This is a genomic window from uncultured Caldilinea sp. (assembly GCF_937128415.1).
In the GTDB taxonomy this organism is placed as follows: Bacteria; Chloroflexota; Anaerolineae; order Caldilineales; family Caldilineaceae; genus Caldilinea.
Genome location: NZ_CAKZMJ010000054.1, coordinates 93,021 through 113,736 on the forward strand (window position 1 = coordinate 93,021; position 20,716 = coordinate 113,736).

18 protein-coding genes are annotated in these 20,716 nt (G+C 61.3%); 9 read left to right on the forward strand and 9 right to left on the reverse strand.

Annotated elements, in window-relative coordinates; translation table 11 throughout:
- Positions 1 to 78: 78 nt before the first annotated feature.
- Positions 79 to 693: a hypothetical protein gene (locus tag Q0367_RS08170; RefSeq protein ID WP_297630430.1), complete on the reverse strand. Its 615-nt coding sequence runs from the start codon at positions 691 to 693 to the stop codon at positions 79 to 81.
- Positions 694 to 1,001: 308 nt separating this feature from the next.
- Here Q0367_RS08170 and Q0367_RS08175 point away from each other — a divergent pair, with 308 nt between their 5' ends.
- Together Q0367_RS08175 and Q0367_RS08180 are read left to right on the forward strand one after the other, a co-directional pair.
- Positions 1,002 to 3,791, forward strand: coding sequence for an NB-ARC domain-containing protein (locus tag Q0367_RS08175; protein ID WP_298981485.1), 2,790 nt, complete (start codon positions 1,002 to 1,004; stop codon positions 3,789 to 3,791).
- Positions 3,792 to 3,800: 9 nt separating this feature from the next.
- Positions 3,801 to 5,114: an amidase gene (locus tag Q0367_RS08180; protein WP_298981486.1), complete on the forward strand. Its 1,314-nt coding sequence runs from the start codon at positions 3,801 to 3,803 to the stop codon at positions 5,112 to 5,114.
- 89 nt (positions 5,115 to 5,203) lie between these two features.
- On the opposite strand, the gene Q0367_RS08185 is transcribed toward Q0367_RS08180, so the two are convergent.
- Positions 5,204 to 5,698, reverse strand: coding sequence for a type II toxin-antitoxin system VapC family toxin (locus tag Q0367_RS08185; protein ID WP_298981508.1), 495 nt, complete (start codon positions 5,696 to 5,698; stop codon positions 5,204 to 5,206).
- Positions 5,695 to 5,937, reverse strand: a complete 243-nt coding sequence (locus Q0367_RS08190) for a FitA-like ribbon-helix-helix domain-containing protein (protein WP_297630421.1) — start codon at positions 5,935 to 5,937, stop codon at positions 5,695 to 5,697. Before Q0367_RS08190 ends, Q0367_RS08185 begins: the two co-directional genes overlap by 4 nt.
- A gap of 246 nt (positions 5,938 to 6,183) precedes the next feature.
- On the opposite strand from Q0367_RS08190, the gene Q0367_RS08195 reads away from it, so the two are divergent.
- Positions 6,184 to 7,227, forward strand: a complete 1,044-nt coding sequence (locus Q0367_RS08195) for a homoserine dehydrogenase (RefSeq protein WP_297630418.1) — start codon at positions 6,184 to 6,186, stop codon at positions 7,225 to 7,227.
- 32 nt (positions 7,228 to 7,259) lie between these two features.
- Here the strand turns inward: Q0367_RS08195 and Q0367_RS08200 are convergent, their stop codons facing one another.
- From Q0367_RS08200 to Q0367_RS08215, 4 genes are all read right to left on the reverse strand, one after another.
- Positions 7,260 to 8,489 (reverse strand): S1C family serine protease, encoded by a 1,230-nt coding sequence (locus tag Q0367_RS08200; RefSeq protein WP_297630415.1) that lies wholly within the window; start codon positions 8,487 to 8,489, stop codon positions 7,260 to 7,262.
- Between the two features lie 44 nt (positions 8,490 to 8,533).
- On the reverse strand, positions 8,534 to 9,211 hold the full coding sequence (locus tag Q0367_RS08205) for a response regulator transcription factor (protein WP_297630412.1): 678 nt from the start codon (positions 9,209 to 9,211) through the stop codon (positions 8,534 to 8,536).
- Positions 9,212 to 9,250: 39 nt separating this feature from the next.
- On the reverse strand, positions 9,251 to 10,801 hold the full coding sequence (locus Q0367_RS08210) for a sensor histidine kinase (protein WP_297630409.1): 1,551 nt from the start codon (positions 10,799 to 10,801) through the stop codon (positions 9,251 to 9,253).
- A 564-nt stretch (positions 10,802 to 11,365) separates the two neighbouring features.
- Positions 11,366 to 11,962: a murein hydrolase activator EnvC gene (locus Q0367_RS08215; protein ID WP_297630405.1), complete on the reverse strand. Its 597-nt coding sequence runs from the start codon at positions 11,960 to 11,962 to the stop codon at positions 11,366 to 11,368.
- Between the two features lie 182 nt (positions 11,963 to 12,144).
- On the opposite strand from Q0367_RS08215, the gene Q0367_RS08220 reads away from it, so the two are divergent.
- The 3 genes from Q0367_RS08220 (at position 12,145) to Q0367_RS08230 (ending at position 14,506) form a co-directional block, all read left to right on the forward strand.
- Positions 12,145 to 12,423 carry a zinc ribbon domain-containing protein gene (locus Q0367_RS08220; protein ID WP_297630402.1) on the forward strand — a complete coding sequence of 93 codons (279 nt, stop codon included), beginning with the start codon at positions 12,145 to 12,147 and terminating at the stop codon, positions 12,421 to 12,423.
- 230 nt (positions 12,424 to 12,653) lie between these two features.
- Positions 12,654 to 13,052, forward strand: a complete 399-nt coding sequence (locus Q0367_RS08225; RefSeq protein WP_297630399.1) for a hypothetical protein — start codon at positions 12,654 to 12,656, stop codon at positions 13,050 to 13,052.
- 17 nt (positions 13,053 to 13,069) lie between these two features.
- Positions 13,070 to 14,506, forward strand: a complete 1,437-nt coding sequence (locus Q0367_RS08230; RefSeq protein WP_298981512.1) for an amidohydrolase family protein — start codon at positions 13,070 to 13,072, stop codon at positions 14,504 to 14,506.
- Here Q0367_RS08230 and Q0367_RS08235 read toward each other — a convergent pair whose 3' ends face one another.
- Together Q0367_RS08235 and Q0367_RS08240 are read right to left on the reverse strand one after the other, a co-directional pair.
- Positions 14,507 to 14,857 carry a phage holin family protein gene (locus Q0367_RS08235; protein ID WP_297630393.1) on the reverse strand — a complete coding sequence of 117 codons (351 nt, stop codon included), beginning with the start codon at positions 14,855 to 14,857 and terminating at the stop codon, positions 14,507 to 14,509. It lies immediately after the preceding gene.
- A gap of 32 nt (positions 14,858 to 14,889) precedes the next feature.
- Positions 14,890 to 17,025 (reverse strand): hydantoinase/oxoprolinase family protein, encoded by a 2,136-nt coding sequence (locus Q0367_RS08240; RefSeq protein ID WP_297630390.1) that lies wholly within the window; start codon positions 17,023 to 17,025, stop codon positions 14,890 to 14,892.
- A gap of 223 nt (positions 17,026 to 17,248) precedes the next feature.
- On the opposite strand from Q0367_RS08240, the gene Q0367_RS08245 reads away from it, so the two are divergent.
- The 3 genes from Q0367_RS08245 to Q0367_RS08255 all read left to right on the forward strand — a co-directional run bounded on the left by Q0367_RS08245 (position 17,249) and on the right by Q0367_RS08255 (position 20,678).
- Complete coding sequence (locus tag Q0367_RS08245) at positions 17,249 to 18,328, forward strand: BMP family ABC transporter substrate-binding protein (protein ID WP_297630387.1); 1,080 nt, start codon at positions 17,249 to 17,251, stop codon at positions 18,326 to 18,328.
- 208 nt (positions 18,329 to 18,536) lie between these two features.
- Positions 18,537 to 19,625 carry an ABC transporter permease gene (locus tag Q0367_RS08250; protein ID WP_297630384.1) on the forward strand — a complete coding sequence of 363 codons (1,089 nt, stop codon included), beginning with the start codon at positions 18,537 to 18,539 and terminating at the stop codon, positions 19,623 to 19,625.
- A gap of 6 nt (positions 19,626 to 19,631) precedes the next feature.
- Positions 19,632 to 20,678: an ABC transporter permease gene (locus Q0367_RS08255; protein ID WP_297630381.1), complete on the forward strand. Its 1,047-nt coding sequence runs from the start codon at positions 19,632 to 19,634 to the stop codon at positions 20,676 to 20,678.
- Positions 20,679 to 20,716: the final 38 nt, after the last annotated feature.

A 20,716-nucleotide genomic window follows, 5' to 3' on the forward strand; every position in this document is an offset into this window, starting at 1 on the left:
TAAAAAGAGGGGACTGCCCCATTGGGTTGAGGCAGTCCAGAAGGGGAAAATATAGAGGGGCGTGGATGATCCAATGGGTCAGGGCTCGATCATCAACACGCCTAAGAGGCTTCGCGGACGAGCATTCGACAAACAGCTCTTGTTGAAGATGGGAAATATCCCGGTTTCTTTACAGTGCCAGCGATAGAGGCCTGTCTCGCCCGGCGCCAGCATCTGTTGTCCGCCCCCTTGCTGAATGTCATAGTCATCATCGAGCAGGGCGATCTCCAACGGCTGTGACGTGTGATTGGTGATGTGAAGCTCAATCCACTCTCCACGCACGGCGCGCACCACAAAAGGGCGCAACCAACTGTGCGGTTGACGCACATCGGCCGGCAACATGCGTCGCACCTGGCTGAGTGAAAGACCGTAGCGTTGCGAAAGACGGGCGGCGTCTTCGTCCAACTGAGCTGGCGACCGCATGGAGCGCGTTGGGTCCTTCATGCGTTGGGCAATGTAGTCGATCAGCGGTTGGTAGCGTTGCAACGTCAGCACCGGTCGATCCTCGAGGGCGTCGCCTGCCGGCATCATAACTGCCGCAAGGCGGTAGATGCGCACTGGGCGATCGGCGATGGGATGTTTGACCACCGGTTGCACCGGATTGCGATGTTGCCATGCATTGCTCATAGAGGGATGCATGCGAGTTGCTGTCATAGGGCCGCCTTTCCTTCCATTGCCCGCCTTTACTCTAAAAGCGGTTGAACTACGCCTGACATTGAATACGCCTGACATTGAAAATGGACCGCTTGTCTTCGTTGATCGGCAGTATAGAGGCCAGCGCGTTGATCCGGCGTTGATCAGGAGGCAACGGCGGCTTAGACAAAAGTCGGGCGGCTGCGTGAAAAATCGAACGTGAAGGACGCTCTGTCGTTGGACAGAGCGCTGCATTGACCGTATACTGATGTTGCCAAGCGACGCCTCATCGAACCAGGCGCATCCATGCATTTCGGAGCAAACGTTTGATGCTGGATTTCAAATTGTTGGGCGCGCCGCACATCCTGCTCGATGGTCAACCCCTGACCCTGCGCCGCAACAGCGTGAAAGCGCGCGCCTTGCTCTTTTATCTTGCCGCCACCGGCGCCATGGAGCCGCGCGACCGGTTGGCCGGCCTCCTCTGGTCGGACTGGCCGGAGACCAAAGCGCGCGCCTATCTGCGCGGGGAACTTCACCTTCTAAGCGATCTAAAAAACCGGTATTTGCTTGAGGCGGAAGGACGCATCGGGCTGGCTGCAGAGCGAGTCCACGTCGATCTGCAAGCGCTGCGCCGCGTGATCGCCTCTCCGTCGCCCACGCTCGAGGAACTCTACGCCGCCAGCCGACTCTACACCGGCCCTTTTCTCGATGGCCTCGACGCGCAGCTCGAGGAAAGCTCTCCGCTCTTCGTCGAATGGATGCAAGTTGAACGCGAACAGATCGAACGCCAGTGGCTCCAGTTGCTCTATCGCTTCGCCGCCGCGTGCGCCGGCGAGGGACGCATGTTGACCGCGGGCATCGACGCCTGCACCCATCTACTGGAGCTTGAACCAGAGCGCGAAGAGGTGCATCGGCTCAAGATGCGTCTGCTGGCGATGGACGGTCAGCGCGCAGCTGCGCTCAAACAATATGACCTGTGCGCCTCCGCACTGATGGATGAGCTTGGCGTGCCGGTCTCCGCAGAAACAGACGCTTTATACGACCGCATCCTGGCCGGCGAATTCGATCGCTTCGAACGCGCGCCCATCGAAACAGCCGGCCCAACAGGGCGGCGCTCGCCATTTCAAGCCATCGCCGCTCCTGCGCAATTCTCCGGCCGCGATCAGGAATTAGACCAGCTCATCGCCTGGCTGACGCGCCCCGGACGTCCCCCGGTCGTCGCCATCGTGGGCATGGGCGGCGTCGGCAAGACCGCCCTGGCCGCCGCCGTGGCGGAGCGGCTGCGCCCCCACTTCGCCGACGGCGTGCTGTGGGGCAGGGTCGCCACCGATGCGCCTCTGGACATCTTGCAGAGCTGGGCGCTGGCCTACGACCGCGACCTCAGCAAGATCACCGGTCTCGAAGCGCGCGCGGCGGCCATGCGCGCCATTCTGGCCGACAAACAGGCGCTGATCGTGCTCGACGACGTGATCGCCGGCAAGCCGATCGACGCCCTGCTGCCCGGGGCCGCTCCCTGCGCCGTGTTGCTCACCTCGCGCGATCGCGCCGAAATAGCGCCGCACGCCGCCGAAATCCTGGAGCTGCGCGAGCTTTCACCGGAGAGCAGCCTTGAAATGCTCACCCATCTGCTCGGCGAGGCGACCATCACCGCCGAACGCGCCAGCGCGGAGGAGCTTTGCCGCCTGCTGGAGGGGCTGCCGCTGGCCGTCGAAATCGCCGCGCAGCGGATCGTCTCTTCCCCTCGACGCGACCTGGCGCGCATGGTGCGCAACCTGCGTTCGGCTTCGGCGCGACTGGCGCACGGCATCAGCAACCGCTCGGTGCGCACCAGCTTCGAGGTGAGCTGGGCCAGCCTGGGAGCGCCGCTTCGCCGCACTTTCACGCTGCTGGGGCTTTTCGATGGTCGCCCCTTCACGGCGGAGGCTGTCGCCGCCGTCGGCGAGCTCTCCCTCGACGACGCCATCGAACAGCTCGACCATCTGACGGCGCTTTCCATGCTCAAATTCGCCGGAGAAGAGCGCTACGTCCAGCATCGCCTGCTCGCCGATTTTGCGGCGGAGAAGCTGGCCGAGCTTCCCGACCGCGCCCTGTTGCATCAGCGCTTTGTCGCATACTACCGACGGCTTGTCCAGGCCGCCGCAGGCCACTTTGACCGTCTGCACCACGAATGGCACCATCTGCTGAATGCCATCGAAACCGCACAGCAGTTGCAGGAGTGGAATGAATTATTGGCGCTAGTCGATGCAGCGGCGGCGCCATGGTTTGCGCGTGGACGCTTCCACGACGCCCGCAAGGGCTTTATGGCCGGCCTCGAAGCCGCTCGAGCGCTGAACGACGCCCAACATAGCACCCGTTTCGCCTTCTTTCTCGGCAGGGTGGCGCTGCGTCAGGATGACTATCCCGCCGCTTGCGCGCTGCTCCAAAGCGCCATCGCCGGCTACGAGGAGAGCGGCAACACCTTGCGCATGGCCGACGCCCTGATCGACCTCGCCGACGTTGAAATCGAGTTGGGCGATCACGCAGCGGCTCAAGAACACCTCCGCCGCGCCGAGGCGAGCTACGCTGCGCATGCGCAGTCGGTTGGCCTCGCGGCAGTGCGTTGCCGCCAGGCCTCGATCGCCTACGACCAGGAAGCGTTCGATCGTGCGGCCGCGCTGTGCGAGGACGGTCTGCGCCTTTTGCCACCCGAGGGCGGCGAGCTGGTGCGCTCGCGCATCCTGCGCCTGCTCGCCGACATCGCCGTGCGCAAGCAAGCGTTGGAGCTTGCGCAACACTACACGCGACAGGCGCAAGAGGTCAGCGCCGTTCTCAACGACCAGACGGAAAATGCGGCTATCCTCTTTGCGCAGGCCAAGCTAGCGCACTATTTCGGCAACGAAATAGAGGCGTTGGAAAGTGCACAACAGAGTCTCGCGCTCTACACGGCGATGGGGGATCGCAAGGCCGCCGCCGTCATCCATCTGCTGCTCTGCCGCATCTATCGGGCATTGGGAGACGAGATGAGGCTGGGCGAAGCTGTTGCACGCGGCAAAGCGCTGGCGCTCGAAGTGCAGGACGCCTATATCGCCGCGCTTTTTGAATCGTTTACACTCAGCGCGCCGCTGGCGCCCTCCTCCTGAGGGCGCCCAATGTCAGAGTTTGAAGCCATGGACGACCTCACACGTTGCACCGCCGGCGAACTTGCCCGTCGCATTCGTGCGCGCGAAGTCAGCGCCGAGGCTGTCGTCGAAGCCTTCCTGGAACGCATCGCCGCCGTCAATCCCGCCATCAACGCCGTTGTGCAGCTTGCGCCGGATGCGCTCGACCGGGCGCGTCAGGCCGACCACGATCTGGCGCGAGGGATCATTCACGGACCGCTGCATGGAGCGCCTTTCACAGTCAAAGACGTCTTCGACGTGGCCGGCCTGCCCACCGCCGTCGGCCTGGAGGCGCGGCGATGGGAACGCGCCAAGGAGGACGCCGTGGCCGTGCAACGCTGGCGACAGGCCGGCGCCATTTTGCTCGGCAAGACCAACTGCCCGCCCGGCGGCTCCGGCGGCGACGCAGAAAACCTGCTCTACGGCCGCACGCTCAACCCGCATGACCCGACGCGCACGCCCGGCGGCAGCAGCGGCGGCGAGGCGGCCATCCTCGCCGCGCACGGCTCGCCGCTGGGCCTGGGCAGCGACAGCAGCGGCGGGCTGCGCGTGCCTGCGCACTTCTGCGGCGTGGCGGCGCTCAAGCCGACCGTCGGTCGCGTGCCCAACACCGGCGCGTACAACCATCGCGGAGGATTGACCGACGTGCGCACGCAGATCGGCCCACTGGCGCGCTCGGTGGCGGATCTGGCGTTGACCTGGCCGCTCTTATGCGGCCCGGATTTCATCGACTCCGGCGTGGTTCCCATGCCGATCGGCGATCCGGCGAGCGTCTGTCTCGGCGAGCTGTGCGTGGCCTACTTCACCGGCGACCCGGCGTCGCCCGCCTCCGCCGAGACCGTCGACGTCGTGGGGGCGGCGGCGCAGGCTTTGGCGCGCGCTGGCGTACACGTGGAGCCGGCGCGCCCGCACGACTTCGTGCGCAACGGACGCGCCATCAGCGACGCCTATTCGGACGTCGCCAGCCTGCGCGGGCAGGACGTCGTCGAACTGTACGACGCCTGGGACGGCTACCGCAGCTTCTGCCTGCAGTTCATGCGCGCCTACGACGCCATCCTCTGTCCGGTTTCGCACCAGCCGGCGCCCCCCTTCCGCGAGATGGATCGCAGGCGCTTCGACTACACGCTGCCCTTCAGCTTGCTAGGCTGGCCGGTGGTCGTCGTCCCCGCCGGACGCAGCAAAGAGGGGCTGCCCATCGGCGTGCAAATTGCGGCCCGCCCCTGGCGCGAGGAGGTTGCGCTGGCGCTGGGTGCGGCGATCGAGCGAGAACTGGGCGACTTTCATCAGCGCAGCGCAACGGCGTAAGCAATCCAATGATGCAGCCGAAAATCGCACGTTCTCGGCAACCCGCAACATTTTGGACGACTCGAGAAAACGCAGGTTATAAGCAGCGTCTACGGGTTCCCAACGCCATTTTCAGAGGGCAACCATTCGCCAAGCCAGCGGACATCGATCTCGCTGCCTGTCAATTTGCGCAACAACGCTTGATCTGCAGTGATCAAAGGCGCCGATATGCGACGCGCCAACGCAGCATATGCGGCGTCATAGGTGGTAATGTCATAGTCGACCGCCAAAGCAAATGCATCCGCCATCAAGAGAGCGGTGGGCGTGCTGCGCAGCAATAATTTGCCCAGTTGATCGACAGCGATCTCGGCGTCGGCGCGACTTAACCCGAAACGGCGATGATGCTTCCAGAGCACGTTGGTGCACTCGATGTAAAAAAGATCGGGCACAAATATGAAGGCCGAATCGCCGGTGAGCAGGGTGAGGAACAGCGCATGGGCTGCATCCGACAAGGTCTCGTCAAGAAAAAGCTTGACGCCGACGCTTGCATCCACGACGCAGGCTTCTATTGCAGTCGAGGTCGATGCAGCCGCGAGGGCAGTCATCGTTCGCGATCCTCGCGCAGCAACAGGGTGCTATCCGGCGCACCTGCCGGCGGTGTAAACCGCCGCCGCCGAATCGCATCGAGCAGATTGACCTGCGCCTGTTGCTGGGTCTCTTCTGCCAACGCACGCTCTAAAAGCGCAATCACCTGCGCGCTCAGCGACCGCTGCCGCGCGCGCGCCAACGCGCGCAACCGGTCAACCATCTCGTCCGGCACGCTACGAATATGAAGCGTAGCCATTGTCAACCTCCTGAACCCCAAATAGGCTTTCCTGCGCCTAAGTGTAGCACACCTGGTTGCATAATGCAACCCAAAGCACGTAGCTCCTCCTCAGAGTTGCGGGAAAAAGGCAGCGCACTGACTTTATGTTATATTGATGTTGATTTACATGCGGAGACGCCGATGAGTCATCTTCAGCCTGGCGCGTGCGCCGCACAATGCATTCAACGCCGCTAATTCGTTACTGCAGCTCCACAGAGGCGAACTATGATGTCCACCTTCCGCACCATCGACCTCGCCCTGATCGGGCTAGGCGCCGTCCATCGCAATGTTCTGCGCATCCTGGAAGAGAGGGCGCCCGTCCTGGCGCAACGCCATGGGCTGGCTTTCCGCGTCGTCTGCGCGGCGGACAGCAGCGGCGTGGCCATCAACCCTTCCGGCTTCGAGCCGGCGGCGCTGCGGCGTTTCAAGGAAGAGGGCGGCCGCATCTGTGAACTAGAGGGCTTCCTTCCCTCCACAACGCCGGCGGCCGCCCTCTCCACGTTGGCGTGCGACCTCGTGCTGGAAGCGTCGCCGGTGAACCTGGCCACCGGCGAGCCGGGGTTAAGCGTGGTGCGCGCAGCCCTGCGGCGCGGCGTCTCCGTCGTGCTGGCGAACAAAGGGCCGCTTGCGCTCGCCTATCGCGAGCTGCATGCGCTCGCCGCCGCCTCCGGCGCAAAACTGGCCTTCAGCGCCACGGTCTGCGGCGCGCTGCCGGTGATCAACATTGGCCGCCGCGATTTGATCGCGGCGGAAATCTTTTCGCTGCGCGGGGTGTTCAACGCCACCACCAACTTCATCCTCGCCGAGGTGGCGAGCGGCCGCAGCTACGCCGACGCGCTGGCGGAGGCGCAGCGTCGCGGGATCGCCGAACGCGATCCCAGGCTCGACGTGGAAGGATGGGATACGGCCTGCAAACTGGTGATTCTCGCCAACAGCGTGCTGCGCATCGACGCTGCGCTGGCGGACGTCTCGGTGCAGGGCATCGTCGACGTCACGCCCAAGGCGCTGGCGCAGGCGGCGCAGCGCGGAGAGACGATCAAGCTGCTGGCGAGCGCCGAGCGCACACAGAATGGCTACGCGCTCTCGGTGCGGCCTACGGCCATCGACGCTCACAGCTTTTTGGGGCAATGCAGCGGCTGGGAGATGGGGGTCGAGATTGAAAGCGACCTCTACGGCCGCATGCACTACAAAATCTGGGAGCGAGAGCCGCTGCCCACTGCGGCTGCGATGGTGCGCGATGCGGTGAATTTGATGGAAAAGGATGAGTAATGCGTGTTGCGTGTTCCGTAACGCAACACGTTTCACCGCGGTTCTTCGACGAGCGTCACCTGCACTTCAAACTGGCGTCCGTCGCGAAGGATCGTGAGCGTGATAACGTCATCAACGCGATAGTTGTTCTCCAGCAGGTTGTCCAGGTCGGAGACGGAGACGACCGGCTCCCCGTCCACGGCGGTCAGAATATCGCCGCCGGTGAAGACGCGCTGGCCGCCGATAATCTGCTGGCGCTGCGCCCCGCGCACGCCCGCCAGGGCAAGGGGCGACCCTTCGTACAGTTGCACCAACAACAGCCCCTGCTGCGTCGGCAGGCGCAACGCCTCGGCGAGGGCCGGCGTGATGTTGTAGGCGTAGCGAACGCCGAGCCAGGGACGGCGATAGTAGCCAAACGCGAGCAGGTCGGGCAGGATGCGTTTGAGCGTATCGACGGGCACGGCGAAGCCAACGCCGGCGCTTGTCCCCGTGGGGCTGAAGATGGCGGAGGTGATGCCGATCACGCGGCCGCTGCTGTCGAGCAAGGGGCCGCCGGAGTTGCCTTTGTTGATGGCGGCGTCGGTCTGGATGACGCCGGTGATGGTGCGGTTGTCCGGCCCTTCGATCGTGCGATCCAGCGCGCTGATGACGCCTGTCGTCAGGGTGCGGCCAAACTGTCCGAAGGGGTTGCCGATGGCGATCGCCCACTGTCCCACGCGCAGGTCGTGCGAAGAGCCGAGGGTGACCGGATGCAGTAGCTCCGGATCGACGTTCACTTTAAGCACGGCGACGTCGTTGCGCGGGTCGGCGCCGACCACGACCGCCGGAGCGACGACCTGCTCACCGAAGTTCACCTCGATGAATTCCACGCCCTGGATCACATGGTAATTGGTCAGGATATGACCTTCGCGGTCGATCACGAAGCCGGAGCCGGCGCCTTCCTGAGGAATGACGTTGAAGAAAAAGTCGCGGCGCAGGGTGCGCGTGGTGATGCTGACCACCGCCGGCGCAACTTCCTCATAGACGCGCACGATGCGGCGCTCAAAGAAATCGAGGCCGGCGGCGTCGATCAAGGGCGTTTCCGCCAGGTCTCTCGACGCAGATTGGGGAGAGCGCGTTGGTTCGGCCGACGCCGCTGCCGTGTTTGGCGCGGCGCGCAACGCTTCGGTGGCCAGACGGAACGGCGTCTGCTCGGTGCAGCCGGCGACAAACCCTGCTGCAATCAGTCCAAACGTCAATGCAAGCAGGCGCACAGCGAACGCCTTGCCACTGAAGGCGCGCAAGTCTTCTCTCCACAACGAACGAATGAACCTCAAGCCATTCAGCGTCACAATGTTTTCGCCGCCTCGTCGAGGGTCGTCAACCCTTCCTTCAACGCGTAGAGCGCCGCCTGTGTGCGGTTGGCGAGGTGCAGCTTGCTCAGAATATTGCTGACGTGCGTGCGCACCGTTCGTTCGCTGATGACAAGCGCATCGGCGATCTCCTGGTTGGAGTAGCCGCGCGCCACGAAGACCAGCACTTCCACCTCGCGTTCGGTCAGCGGCTCATCCGTCTGGGGCATATTGGTGGCCGGACGATTCAACTCGCGGATCAGCTTGCGTGCGATCGCCGGGTGTAGGGAAGATTCGCCGGCGTACACATCGCGGATGGCCTGGATCAGCTCATAGGGCGAGGAGTCTTTGAGCAGATAGCCCAACGCCCCGGCTTTGATGGCGGCGAAGACTTTCTCATCGTCCGAGAAACTGGTGAGCACCAGGATGCGCGCTTCGGGATGTTCGCGCTTGATCTCCTGAATGGCTTCGATGCCGCTCTGCCGCGGCATCACCAGGTCCAACAAAATTACATCGGGATTGAGCGAACGTGTCTTCAGCACGGCTTCAACGCCATCCGCCGCTTCTCCCACCACATGGATGTCCGGCTCTGTCTCCAGCAATGCGCGCAGCCCTCCACGCACCACATGATGATCGTCTGCAATTAAGACCCGGATCGGTTTTTTGTCGCTCAATGTGCACCTCCGCAAATCACTAGGCGTAATGGTGGACTTCTATGATGGATTCACTTCATCCGTCAACGGCAGCACAATGCGCACGCAGGCGCCTTGTTGGGGAGCAGATTCAACGATAAGACTGGCGTTGAGCTGCTGTGCGCGCTCTCGCATGGTTGTCAGCCCTTCTCCATAGACGAATTTGGGGTCGTTCACTGCAAATCCGACGCCGTTGTCGCGAATTTCAAGCTGGAGTTCCTTTGCTTTAACGCTCAGTCGCACGGTCACTTCGGATGCGGACGAGTGTTTGAGCGCATTGTTGAGCGCCTCCTGACAAATTCGATAGAGGCCATCTTCAATGTGGGTGGGGAAGGTTGCGCTTCCCTCCACTTCGAGGCGAGTCGTGATGCCGTTGCGCCGCTCCACTGCATCGAGACGCTGGCGCAGGGCTTCCACCAACCCCACTTGCTCGAGCACAGCCGGCTGCAACTCATAAAGCAGAAGGCGAAGCTCCTTCAACGCTTGTTTGGCGGTTTCGCTCAGCTGTTGCAGATACTCTTGCACCCGATCAATTTGGCCCGAAGAGGCGAAGCGTTTGCCGGCCTCTGCAAAAAGCGAAAGGCTGTAGATGGATTGCATCACGGCGTCGTGCATTTCGCGCGCCAGACGCTCCCGCTCTTGCAGTGCAGCGGCCTTTTGAGCTTTTTGTTGCAGGCGATCGGCTCCTTGCGCCACGATGACCTGGTCCGCCAGCCATTCGGCAACCTGATGGGCATTGGGAGAGAGATGCGGCGCCTTCAAATCCAGCACGAGGGCGCCCCGGATTTGATTCTCGATAAGGAGGGGAACCGCCAGCCGAACGCTGACCTCCTCACCATCTCGCAGCGGCATCGGGAAGAAGATCAGCTTATGCTCTGCATTCAGGAGGGATGTCAGCGGCGACTGAAGCAGCGCTGCGGCGTCGGTGATGCTGCCGGTGGCGTAGAGAACTTCCACATTTTCAGGCGCCCCCCACGCCTGCGCATGCTCCGACAACCAGAGCACCATCATTCCAACAGCGTTCAAAAGGCGCTGCGCCTGCTCGTACACATAGTCCAACATCTCGGCCAGCGTGTAATTGGAGATGCTCATGAACAGCAAGTTGCGCAGCCCGTTTGCAGCCTCTCGACTGCGATCCATCTCTTGCTGACCTTCAAGCAGGCTGCGCTCCAATGTGGCCGCATAGGTTCGCAACTGTTCTGGGGGAAGCGTGGGTGCAAGAGGCGTCGCCACGAGAATGTATCCTCCTCCCCGCGAGGAGCCATGTCCTCGCGAAGAAGAGAGCACGAGCCGCGGTCCTTGCTCTGGGCCTACGATAAAGCTCACGACAGGGGCGGCGACGTCCAGGGCAGACAGCGGCGGCAGTTGTCCCAGCGCACGACCAAACCAGGTGTCGGTGAATCCACCCAACGGTTGCCCCAACACATGATGCTGCATCCGGTTGAGCAAGATGCAAAACGCATCATTCGCCATGACAATAATGGAGCGCGCATCAACAACAGCAACGGCTGGGTCGCCGCCGGGTGAGGATTGCTGTTCGAAGAGCGTTCCGCCGGTCGTTTGCTCAAACATTCTGGTGTGTCGAACCAGCTCCTAAAAAGCTATTAAACTCAATTTTACACCAATTCGTTGTGGAAGGAATACGCTTTCATGCAGAGATTCCTGCGTCGAATGGTGCGAGATCGTTGATGCAAATTTGCGGATAAGCTGTGGACAACAAATCTATTGTTTTTCAAAGTTCTCCACAGTTGCGGAAAACTTTTTCGATTCTTTTCCACACATTCGTCGTCGCCAACAAGACAACCACAATATATGCTCACAACGCCTCTATGAAATTTTTTGGAGATCAACGCACGGAGATAACTTTTCGCAGCGTACGAACAATTATGCACACATTATACACAGGGAAGATGCAACCAAAAATCCCCTTTTTAGGGTTGTTTTCAATTCTCCATCCCACATTTAGGGGAGCTTTATTTCCTGATGAGGAATAACCAAGTGAGTTATCCCTGGCGCTACCAATACCTTTATACCTTTATTGAAATTCATAGAAAATGCTTCTTTTAATTTCAGAAGGCTTTGATAGCGCCGGAAAGAGTGAAGGCGATGCTTGCTTGTTTCAATGGACAATTTGCTTTAAGGACGTCTGGCGCCCGGTTTTTCAATCGTCATCGGAGCAAAACTTCCCTCTGGAAAGTTCGCTTGATTGTCCTCTGCCTCGGGCAGGAGCGTCAATTCGGTGACATAAAGATAAGGAGTGGGATCACTGAAACCACCCCATCCGTCGAAACGATGATAGGGAAAGATGCGAATGGCGAAGTGGAGATGGATGACGCCTTTTTGAGGCGGCAAAGACGCCGCAGCGATTCGCTCCCCGCGCTCGACGCTCTTGCCGCTTTCCACCAAAACCTGTCCAAGCTGGGCGTAAAGGGATTCGCCCCAGCGATGTTCAATTTTGACATAGAGACCAAGACCAAATGCGTCGCGGCCGATCTCGCTCACGCGACCTTGATCGACTGCAAGAATGGGGGCGCCTGGCGGAGCGGCGAGGTCTAGCCCGGGATGCCCCTTGAGCGGCACACCGTTGTAGGTGAACTTGCCATAATAGGCTGGATGGGCGCCCCATCCTTGCAGCACGATTGCCTCATCTGTTTCCACAGGATAAATCAGAAAAACGCCTTCTGGCTCGTGTTGACTTACAAAGTGAAGATGACGAAGCGGTCGAGTGGACATAGCATTCAATCTTTCGCGTCCCGGTCAGATTAGACAGGCGATCGGCAGTTGCATATACTCACGTTTAAGTCGAAAAATGGCGACATCCATTCGCAGTATACGCTCTTGAGAATGAATGAATCAAATGCCTGAGAAGACGAAGGATTTGTGCACGGTTCGGTTGCACAGAAGAGGAGGTGCATATGCCGATCTATGAATTCGTCTGTCATGATTGCGGTTATGAATTCGAAATAATCCAATCGTTTTCCGACAGCAGCACGCCCGCATGCCCCAACTGTCAGGGGGTGCACGTCCGACGGCGCATCGGCCAGCCGGCTATCCACTTTAAGGGCAGCGGCTGGTATATTACGGATAGCAAAAATTCTTCCAGAGCGTCGGCCAATGGGAAAAAAGGAGAAGGCGCTTCTTCTGCAGAAGCCGGTTCTACGGAGAAAGAGAGCGCCAAGGCCACTACAGAATAAAGCTGCATAAAAAGTTGTAAACCGGTTGTCGAACACAGACGCGCTCACCTCACTTTTCGAGGTGGGCGTTTTTTTCATGCTGGCGCTCCCTTTCGTCTGCTATTGGCTTCACAGCATGGCTTGTTTTCGTGTACAATGTGCTGGCTTGAGATTGCGCAATTCGCTTTGCGCCGGTCTGAATGCACGGTCTCGGAACAACGGTTTGATGCCAAACGCATGGAGGAAACGCAATGACTGTTCCCAAACGATTTGATGTGCTGCGTTTTTTGGGCGGCTTGCTGAAGGTGTTGGCTTGGATCAGCCTGATCCTCTCAATTCTGTCTGCTATCGGCGTCGTGTTGTTGCCACAACTGATGAACCTCGATGCGTTGATAGGGGACAACCCGCAGTTCGCTGCGGCGACGGGGGCTGGCGCAATTTTCACCGGACTTTTTATCTTGATTGGAGGGCTTCTGAATTTCATCACCCTGTACGCCCTAGGTGAATTTATTCTGCTGCAACTGGCGATTGAGGAAAATACGCGGCTGACCGCAGCGCTACTGCTCAAAATGCATCAGGACACTCTGCCTGAGTCGCAGCCAACTGCGTATCCAGGTGGATTTGCCAGCGAGCCTGCACCTTACCGGTGAGCTGGGTGAGCGGACACATGCCCGAAGCCGTCGATATTCTGTTGCTTCATGCGCATACGTTCACGATGGAGGGCGAAGGCGTCGGCTACCTCGCCGACGGCGCTGTGGCCATCCGCAAGGATCGCATCGTCGACGTCGGGCCTACGGCTACGCTGCAAGAGCGCTACGTCGCCGGTGAGACAATCGACGCTTCGCATCACGCGCTGCTGCCCGGCCTGATCGATGCGCACATGCACACGCCGTTGGCCGTTCTGCGCGGCGTGGCGCAGGACATTGCGCACTGGATGCAGAAGGGGTTGGCGCCCTACACGCGCCATCTGCATCGAGAAGCTGCCCTGGCCGGCGTCTGGTTAAACGTGCTGGAGGCGCTCAAGGCGGGCTCCACTACGATGGGCGACTACGCCGCTCCCATCGAGGGATGGGCGGAGATATTTGCTGCGGTCGGCGTGCGCGCAGTGTTGACGCCCACCATCAACGCCCTGCCATCTCGAGGAATGGCAAGTTGGCGCATCGGCGACCTCTATCCCCTCGATGAGGCGATCGGCGAGCAGAACATCCGCGCCGCCATGGAATTCGCCAACCAGTGGCATGGCGCCGAAAACGGTCGCATTACGGTGATGTACGGCCCTCAGGCCGCCGATATGCTCACGCGGGATCAGCTGCTGCACATCAAGCGGCTGGCCGCCGCCGACGGCTTGATGATCCACATGCATGTGGCGCAGGGCGAGCGCGAGATCGATCAAATGCTCAAGCGCTACGGCAAACGCACGCCGGCGTTTCTGGAACAGATCGGCTATCTTGACGACCAGTTGTTGGCCGTTCACCTGACCGAAGCCACCGACGAAGAGGCGATCCAGATCGCTGCCAGCGGCGCGCGCATGGTGCTCTGTTCGGGCAGCATCGGCCTCATCGATGGGATCGTGCCGCCGGCGGTGGTCTTTCGTTCGGCGGGCGGGCCGGTGGCGCTAGGCTCCGACCAGGCGGCGGGCAACAACTGCAACAACATCTTCAACGAGATGAAGTTGACGGCCCTCTTCAACAAGATCAAATATCGCGACCCGACCGTGATGCCTGCATGGGAGGCGCTGCGCATGGCCACCATCGAGGGCGCGCAGGCGCTCGGCATGGCGGATGAGATCGGGTCGCTCCGTCCAGGCAAAAAGGCTGATTTGATCCTGGTCGACCTCAACGCGCTGAACCTGACGCCTGTGCTTACGGAGCCGATCCGCAACATCGTCCCCAATCTGGTTTACGCCGCCAGCGGCCGTGAGGTGGACCTGGTGATGGTCGATGGACGCATCCTGGTGCGAAACGGCAGGGTGCTCGGCGTGGATGAAGAGGCTGTGCGCGAAGAGGCGCAACTTCGCGCACAGGAAGTGGCGGAGGCCGTCGAGCGCGATCCGGTTCATCTGGATATGGCGCTGTTGCAGGCGATGGAGGAAGGCAAGCTGTAATCACTCTTCTCCCAGAATTGCGCTCAGCGCGGTGGCGATGACGCCCATAATGATGCTCGCCAGCAACGCCCACCAGAAAGTGTCGATGCGCAAGGATTCGGGGAAAATCCAGGCCGTGATGTAGAGCATCAGCGTGTTGATGACGAAGATAAACAGTCCAAAGGTCAGGATCACAAAGGGGCAGGTCAACAACACCAGGATGGGGCGCAGAACCGCCATCAACAGGCCCAACACCGCCGACACCAGAAAGAGCGTCATCCAATCGCCCTCAAAATGAATGCCTGGCACCAACCACGTCGTCACGCCAAAAGCGATCGCCAGCACAATCCAACGAATTAAGATCGATCTCATCCTGAAAAACTCCTTTCTGAAATATCCAAAAGTTAATCTTCAGCCGAATGACCGCGCTGAGAATTGCGCCAGAGCCATAGATTGCCCAGGCCATCGACGAGCGCAGACCACGCAGGCGTGACCAGGGTGGTGGCGTCGTATTGCAGCACGACGGCCGGACCGTGAAAACGATGACCGGGCCGGAGTTGTTCCCTGCGATAGAAAGGGGTCGGCGTCGGACCGGAGGCGTTGAACCAGACCGGTTTGATCCATGCCACCGCTTCATCCGCCTCGCTCCATCGTTCAATCGGCTTCACCACAGGCGCAGGTTTGGCACTGCCGAGAGTGGCGTGCAATCGAACGGTCACGACTTCGATGCGTTCTTCCGGCATGGCATAGCCGTAGCGCTGCGCGTGCGCCCCGTGAAACGCCTCGAGCGTTGTGGAGAGGGCGTCGGCGCTCAGAGGCAGGGAAAGCGCCGTCGTCAGCTCATAGCTTTGCCCTTTGTACCGCATATCGAGCGCTGCGGTGAACCGCGGCTCAGCGCTCCGTTGTTGCGGCAAGAGCGCTGCCAGGCGTTCTTCCATTGCAGCGAGCGCATGCTGCAACGGCGTCAGGTCGGCGGCCAGCGCATCTGCATCGAGCAACAGCGCCTGCGAGGTTTCGCTGACGATGTCCGCCATCAACATGCCGTAGGCGCTCAGCACGCCGGGATGAGGAGGACAGAGGATGGTGGAGACGCCCAGGCTCTCCGCCAGCTCGCAGGCGTGCAGCGGGCCGGCGCCCCCGAAGGGCAGGAGAATGAAGTCGCGCGGATCGTAGCCGCGCTCCACAGAAACGCGGCGCAGGGCGCGTTCCATCGTGGCGTTGGCGACGCGCACGACGCCCAGCGCCGTCTCCTCGACGCTGAACCGGAGCGTCTCGGCCAGGCGCTGCAACACGCGGCGCGCTGCGGCCACATCCAGCTTCACGTCGCCCGCTCCCCCCAGAAACCCCTCTGCGTCGAGGCGACCCAGCACAAGGTTGGCGTCGGTGACCGTGGGCAGATCGCCGCCGCGGCCATAACAGGCAGGCCCGGGCATGGCGCCGGCGCTGCGCGGCCCGACATGCAGCGCGCCGCCGACGTCGATGAACGCAATGCTGCCGCCGCCGGCGCCGACCGTGTGAATGTCGATGACGGGGAGGCGCAGTGGCAGATCGGTGATCGTGCTCTCGGCGGTTGTGAGGATGCGGCCCGGACAGAGCGAGACGTCGGTGCTGGTGCCTCCCATGTCGAAGGTGATCAGGTTGATCGCCTTCTTTCCTCCTGGAGGCGAAAAGGGGAGCTCATCCGGCAACGCGCGGATGGCCTGTTCGGCGACGGCGAAAGCGCCGACGACGCCGCCCGCAGGCCCGCTCAGCACGACGCGGGCCGCCTGCTGCGCCGCCTGTTCCAGCGCAATCACGCCGCCGTTCGACTGCATGATGTGGATTGAAGGCGCTGCGCCGTTCGTATGCGCCTCAAGGCGCTGCGCCAATTTTTTGAGATAGCGGGCGACCAGCGGTTGAACATAGGCGTTGATCACCGTGGTGGCGGTGCGCTCGAATTCGCGATATTCAGGCAAAATCTCGCTGCTCAGCGAGATCGGGAGGTCGGGCCATTGCGCTCGGATGAGCTGCGCCGCCCGCCGTTCGTGGCTTGGGTTGCGAAATGAAAAGAGGAAGACAATGGCCAGGCTTTCGATCTGCTCCTCCTGTAAAAAGCGCACGATAGAAGGGATCGCTGTTTCGTCGAGCGGAGTCAGAACGGCGCCGGTGTGATCCAATCGTTCGGCGATCTCGAGGCGGTGGCGCTCTTGCACGAGCGCGGGAGCGCGCTGCTGGTGCAATCGATACAGATGAGGCCGATTCTGTCTGCCGATCACGAGTGCATCGGCGAATCCGGCCGTCGTCAGCAGAGCTGTGCGCGCCCCGCGACGCTCCAGCAGCGCATTGGTCGCCACCGTCATGCCGTGCACGATGGCGAGCGAATTCGACGCGACGACGGAGCCGTGCAGCAACCCTAGCTCTTGCAATCCTCGCACGATGGCGAGACTTTGATCCTCAGGCGTGGTGGGCGTTTTATGAACGATCAGGGACTGATTGTCCAATACGACAAAGTCGGTGAACGTGCCGCCTACATCGACCCCGATGAACGTCAGGGTGCTCATTTGCGCTCTCTATCATTTCGTGATGGTTTGCTCAAATTCAACCTTCCGTTATAATAACAGGAACGCAGCTTTGCGTCATCTACACTCCAACGGCAGAGATGCGCGCCCAAGGGATGCCTATTTCTGAGCTTCCACGCATCAACCACTCATTCAGATGAGTGCAGATTGACATCGTCTGTTCCACTATCAAACCTTTGTGAATCTGTTGGGAGGAAATACGATCATGTCTAATAAGAGAGTCACCGTATTGCTGTCGATGGCGCTCGTGCTCGCGCTCTTGCTTTCCGCCTGTACAGTGGCGGCTCCCGCAGGCGCTCCCGCTGCGCAAACGCAACCGCCTGCTGCTGAAGCGGCCCGATCCATCAAAATCGGTTTGGTGACCGACGTCGGTCGCGTCAACGACCGCAGCTTCAACCAGTCGGCCTGGGAAGGCGTCGTGCAGGCGGCGCAGCAGTTGGGGTTGAGGGAAGGCGAAGATTACAAGTACATTGAGACGCAGGACTCGAAGGATTACGCCGACAACATTCAGCAGTTCATCGACGCCGGTTTCAATGTGATCGTCACCGTCGGCTTCGCTCTGGGCGAGGCGACGATCGCAGCCGCCAAGGAGAATCCGGACATCTACTTCATCGGCGTCGATCAGTTCCAGGTGGAGGAGCTGCCCAACCTCACCGGGCTGGTCTTCCATGAAGATCAGTCGGGCTTCCTGGCGGGCGCTCTGGCGGCGCAGCTGAGCAAGACGGGCGTCATCGCCGCCGTGTTGGGCACAGACCTGGTGCCGCCGGTGGTCGCCTTCAAGGAGGGCTACGAAGCGGGCGCTCGCTACATCAACCCGGACATCCGCATCATCTCCACCTATCATCCCGGCGAGATCGCCCAGGCCTTCACCGATCCGGAATGGGGCGCGGCGACGGCCAAGCAGGCGCTCGATCAGGGCGCAGATGTGATCTTCGGCGCGGGCGGCATCACGGGCAACGGCGCGCTGCAAGAGGTGGCCTCGGCGCCCGGCGCCGGCACGGACGTCTTCTGCATCGGCGTCGATACGGACCAATGGGAGACGCTGCCGGCGGCGCGGCCTTGCCTGGTCTCCAGCGCTATGAAGATGATCACGCCTTCCGTGACGGAACTGATTCTGAAATACGCCAATGAGGGCGTCATGACCGCCGGCAACTACTTCGGCGGCGCCGCCCTGGCCCCCTTCCACGACTTCGAGGATAAGATTCCGCAGGAAGTGAAGGACAAGCTTGCCGAGATTGCGGCTGCACTGGAGGACGGCAGCCTGAGCACCGGCTATGGGCAGTGAGTGAAGTCGATGCAACTGTTGCGACCGCTTGCGCCACAGGCTGAAGGCTCATTCGCTCAAGAAGAAGTCGTGCGCGATGGGAGCTGAACAGTTGCATGGAAAGGAACAAGAGGCAAGGCCATTCCTTGCCTCTTGTTTTTACCTGTAGCATTGCGTAATTCGTCTTGGAGCGGCTATGCGTCTCTCTATCCTTCGCCGGATTGGATACATGGTTTTAATTCCAATCCTGGCGGTTTTCTCCGCCCTGCTGCTGGGCGCCATCGTCATGTGGATTTTCGGCGACGATCCTCTGGCGGCGTACCGCGGCCTGTGGACAGGCGCTTTCGGCAGCCCGCGCGCCTGGTCCACCACCATTCGCAAAATGACGCCGCTGATCCTCACCGGTCTGTCGGTGGCCGTCGCCTTCAAGGCGGGGCTGTTCAACATCGGCGCCTCCGGTCAGTTTCTGATCGGCTCCGTCTGTTCGGTGGCGGTGGGCGTCAACTTTGAAGGGTTGCCCGCCTTCGTTCATCTGCCGCTGGCGCTGCTGGCCGGCGTCGCCGGCGGCGTGTTGTGGGGCTTCATTCCGGGCGCGCTCAAAGTCTTCACCGGCGCACACGAGGTGATCGTGACGATCATGCTGAACTACGTGGCCAGCCTCTTCGCCGCCTGGACCGTCTACGCTGGCGGCACGCAGGGACAGACGCCCGGCCCCCTCTGGGACCGAACTGCGGGCGCCATTTCGCGCACGCCGGAGGTGTTCATGAGCGCGCGCCTCCCCTGGATCGTTCCCGAACCGTATCGCATTCACTGGGGCGTCGCAATTGCGTTGCTCGTGGCGTTGATCATGTGGTGGATTCTCTTTAAGACCACGCTGGGCTTTTCGACGCGCACGGTCGGCGCCAACAGCAAGGCGGCGCGTTACGCCGGCATCAACGTGCGCTGGATCACGATCCTCACCATGATGATCGCTGGCGGCCTGGCAGGGTTGGCCGGCGCCATCGAGACGTTAGGGCTCAACCACCGCTTTGCCCCTGAATTCACCGGCGGCGTCGGTTTTCAGGGCATCACCGTCGCCCTGCTCGGTCAGACCAACCCGATCGGCGTCGTGCTCGCCGCCTTCTTGCTCGGCGCGCTCGAGGCGGGCGCCGCCCGCATGCAGTTTGACTCCGGCGTGGCCGCCGACATCATTCAGGTGATTCAGGCGCTGGTGCTGGCGTTTGTCGCCGCGCCGTTGATCATCCGCCAGATTTACCGCATCCGCAAGCCGAGCGATCAGGTCGAGACGACGGTCTTCAGCACCGGATGGGGGAGGTGACAATCGATGCAGCGGACGTTGCGTGTGACATCGTACATCGCCATTGCGCTTGTGATCTTTTTTGTCGTGATGGCGTTTTTGGTCAACCTCACACCCCTGGGGGAAAACACCTGGCTGCGCGTCTTTTTCAGCGTCAGCGCTCTGAATTTCACGCTGCGCGCCAGCGTTCCCCTGATCCTGGGCGCCCTGTGCGGCATCCTCTGTGAACGCACGGGGATCATCAATATCGGCATCGAAGGGATGATGCTGGCGGGCGCGTTCGCCGCGTTTGTCGCCAAGACCAGCACAAACCACTGGCCATTGATGCCCAGCCTCCTCTTCGGCGTGGCGATTGCGCTGCTGGTGGGCGGCCTGATGGGGCTTTTGCACGCCATCTTTTCGATCCGGTATCGCATGGACCAGATCATTTCCGGCACGGTGCTCATCATTCTCGCCGGCGGCGTCAGCGCCTATCTCTTCGACCGCAACGCCGTTGCGCAGGGGAAATTCGGCGCCATCGCGATTCCGGGCTTGTCGCAAATTCCGGTGTTGGGCGAGGTGCTCTTCACCAACCCGCCGCTCACGTACACGGCGTTGATTTTGGTGGTCGTCATTCATATCGGTCTGTTTTACACGCGCTGGGGATTGCGTTCGCGCGCCTGCGGCGAACATCCGCGCGCGGCGGACACGGTGGGCGTCAACGTCAACCGCTTCCGTTACATGAACACCGTGCTCGGCGGCATGCTGGCGGGGCTGGCCGGCGGCTTCCTTGTGCTGGAGGCGGTCGGGCAATTTCAGGAAGGCATGACCGCCGGTCGCGGCTTCATTTCCCTGGCCGCCATGATCTTTGGCAACTGGATGCCTTTCGGCGCCATGGGGGCGGCGCTGCTCTTCGGCTATACGCAGGCGTTGCAAAATGAGCTGCTGTTGGCGGGCGTTACCACCGTCCCCCGCCAGTTCGTCAGCATGATTCCCTACGTCGTCACCATCGTCGCCGTCTCCGGCTTCGTCGGCCGCGTGCGTCCGCCGGCGGCGGAAGGCAAGGTGTACGAGACGGAGGGCGAGTCGGAATGAACGGGCGAATCAGCCCATGGGTTTCGATGCAGGAGCGA

Excerpts from the sequence above, each read along its gene's own strand:
- Q0367_RS08225 (WP_297630399.1), top strand. The coding sequence starts at position 12,654 with ATGACTGTTCCCAAACGATTTGATGTGCTGCGTTTTTTGGGCGGCTTG.
- Q0367_RS08230 (WP_298981512.1), top strand. The coding sequence starts at position 13,070 with ATGCCCGAAGCCGTCGATATTCTGTTGCTTCATGCGCATACGTTCACG.
- Q0367_RS08235 (WP_297630393.1), bottom strand. The coding sequence starts at position 14,857 with ATGAGATCGATCTTAATTCGTTGGATTGTGCTGGCGATCGCTTTTGGC.
- Q0367_RS08250 (WP_297630384.1), top strand. The coding sequence starts at position 18,537 with ATGGTTTTAATTCCAATCCTGGCGGTTTTCTCCGCCCTGCTGCTGGGC.
- Q0367_RS08210 (WP_297630409.1), bottom strand. The coding sequence starts at position 10,801 with ATGTTTGAGCAAACGACCGGCGGAACGCTCTTCGAACAGCAATCCTCA.
- Q0367_RS08220 (WP_297630402.1), top strand. The coding sequence starts at position 12,145 with ATGCCGATCTATGAATTCGTCTGTCATGATTGCGGTTATGAATTCGAA.
- Q0367_RS08255 (WP_297630381.1), top strand. The coding sequence starts at position 19,632 with ATGCAGCGGACGTTGCGTGTGACATCGTACATCGCCATTGCGCTTGTG.
- Q0367_RS08175 (WP_298981485.1), top strand. The coding sequence starts at position 1,002 with ATGCTGGATTTCAAATTGTTGGGCGCGCCGCACATCCTGCTCGATGGT.
- Q0367_RS08185 (WP_298981508.1), bottom strand. The coding sequence starts at position 5,698 with ATGACTGCCCTCGCGGCTGCATCGACCTCGACTGCAATAGAAGCCTGC.
- Q0367_RS08190 (WP_297630421.1), bottom strand. The coding sequence starts at position 5,937 with ATGGCTACGCTTCATATTCGTAGCGTGCCGGACGAGATGGTTGACCGG.
- Q0367_RS08240 (WP_297630390.1), bottom strand. The coding sequence starts at position 17,025 with ATGAGCACCCTGACGTTCATCGGGGTCGATGTAGGCGGCACGTTCACC.
- Q0367_RS08195 (WP_297630418.1), top strand. The coding sequence starts at position 6,184 with ATGATGTCCACCTTCCGCACCATCGACCTCGCCCTGATCGGGCTAGGC.
- Q0367_RS08170 (WP_297630430.1), bottom strand. The coding sequence starts at position 693 with ATGACAGCAACTCGCATGCATCCCTCTATGAGCAATGCATGGCAACAT.
- Q0367_RS08215 (WP_297630405.1), bottom strand. The coding sequence starts at position 11,962 with ATGTCCACTCGACCGCTTCGTCATCTTCACTTTGTAAGTCAACACGAG.
- Q0367_RS08245 (WP_297630387.1), top strand. The coding sequence starts at position 17,249 with ATGTCTAATAAGAGAGTCACCGTATTGCTGTCGATGGCGCTCGTGCTC.
- Q0367_RS08180 (WP_298981486.1), top strand. The coding sequence starts at position 3,801 with ATGTCAGAGTTTGAAGCCATGGACGACCTCACACGTTGCACCGCCGGC.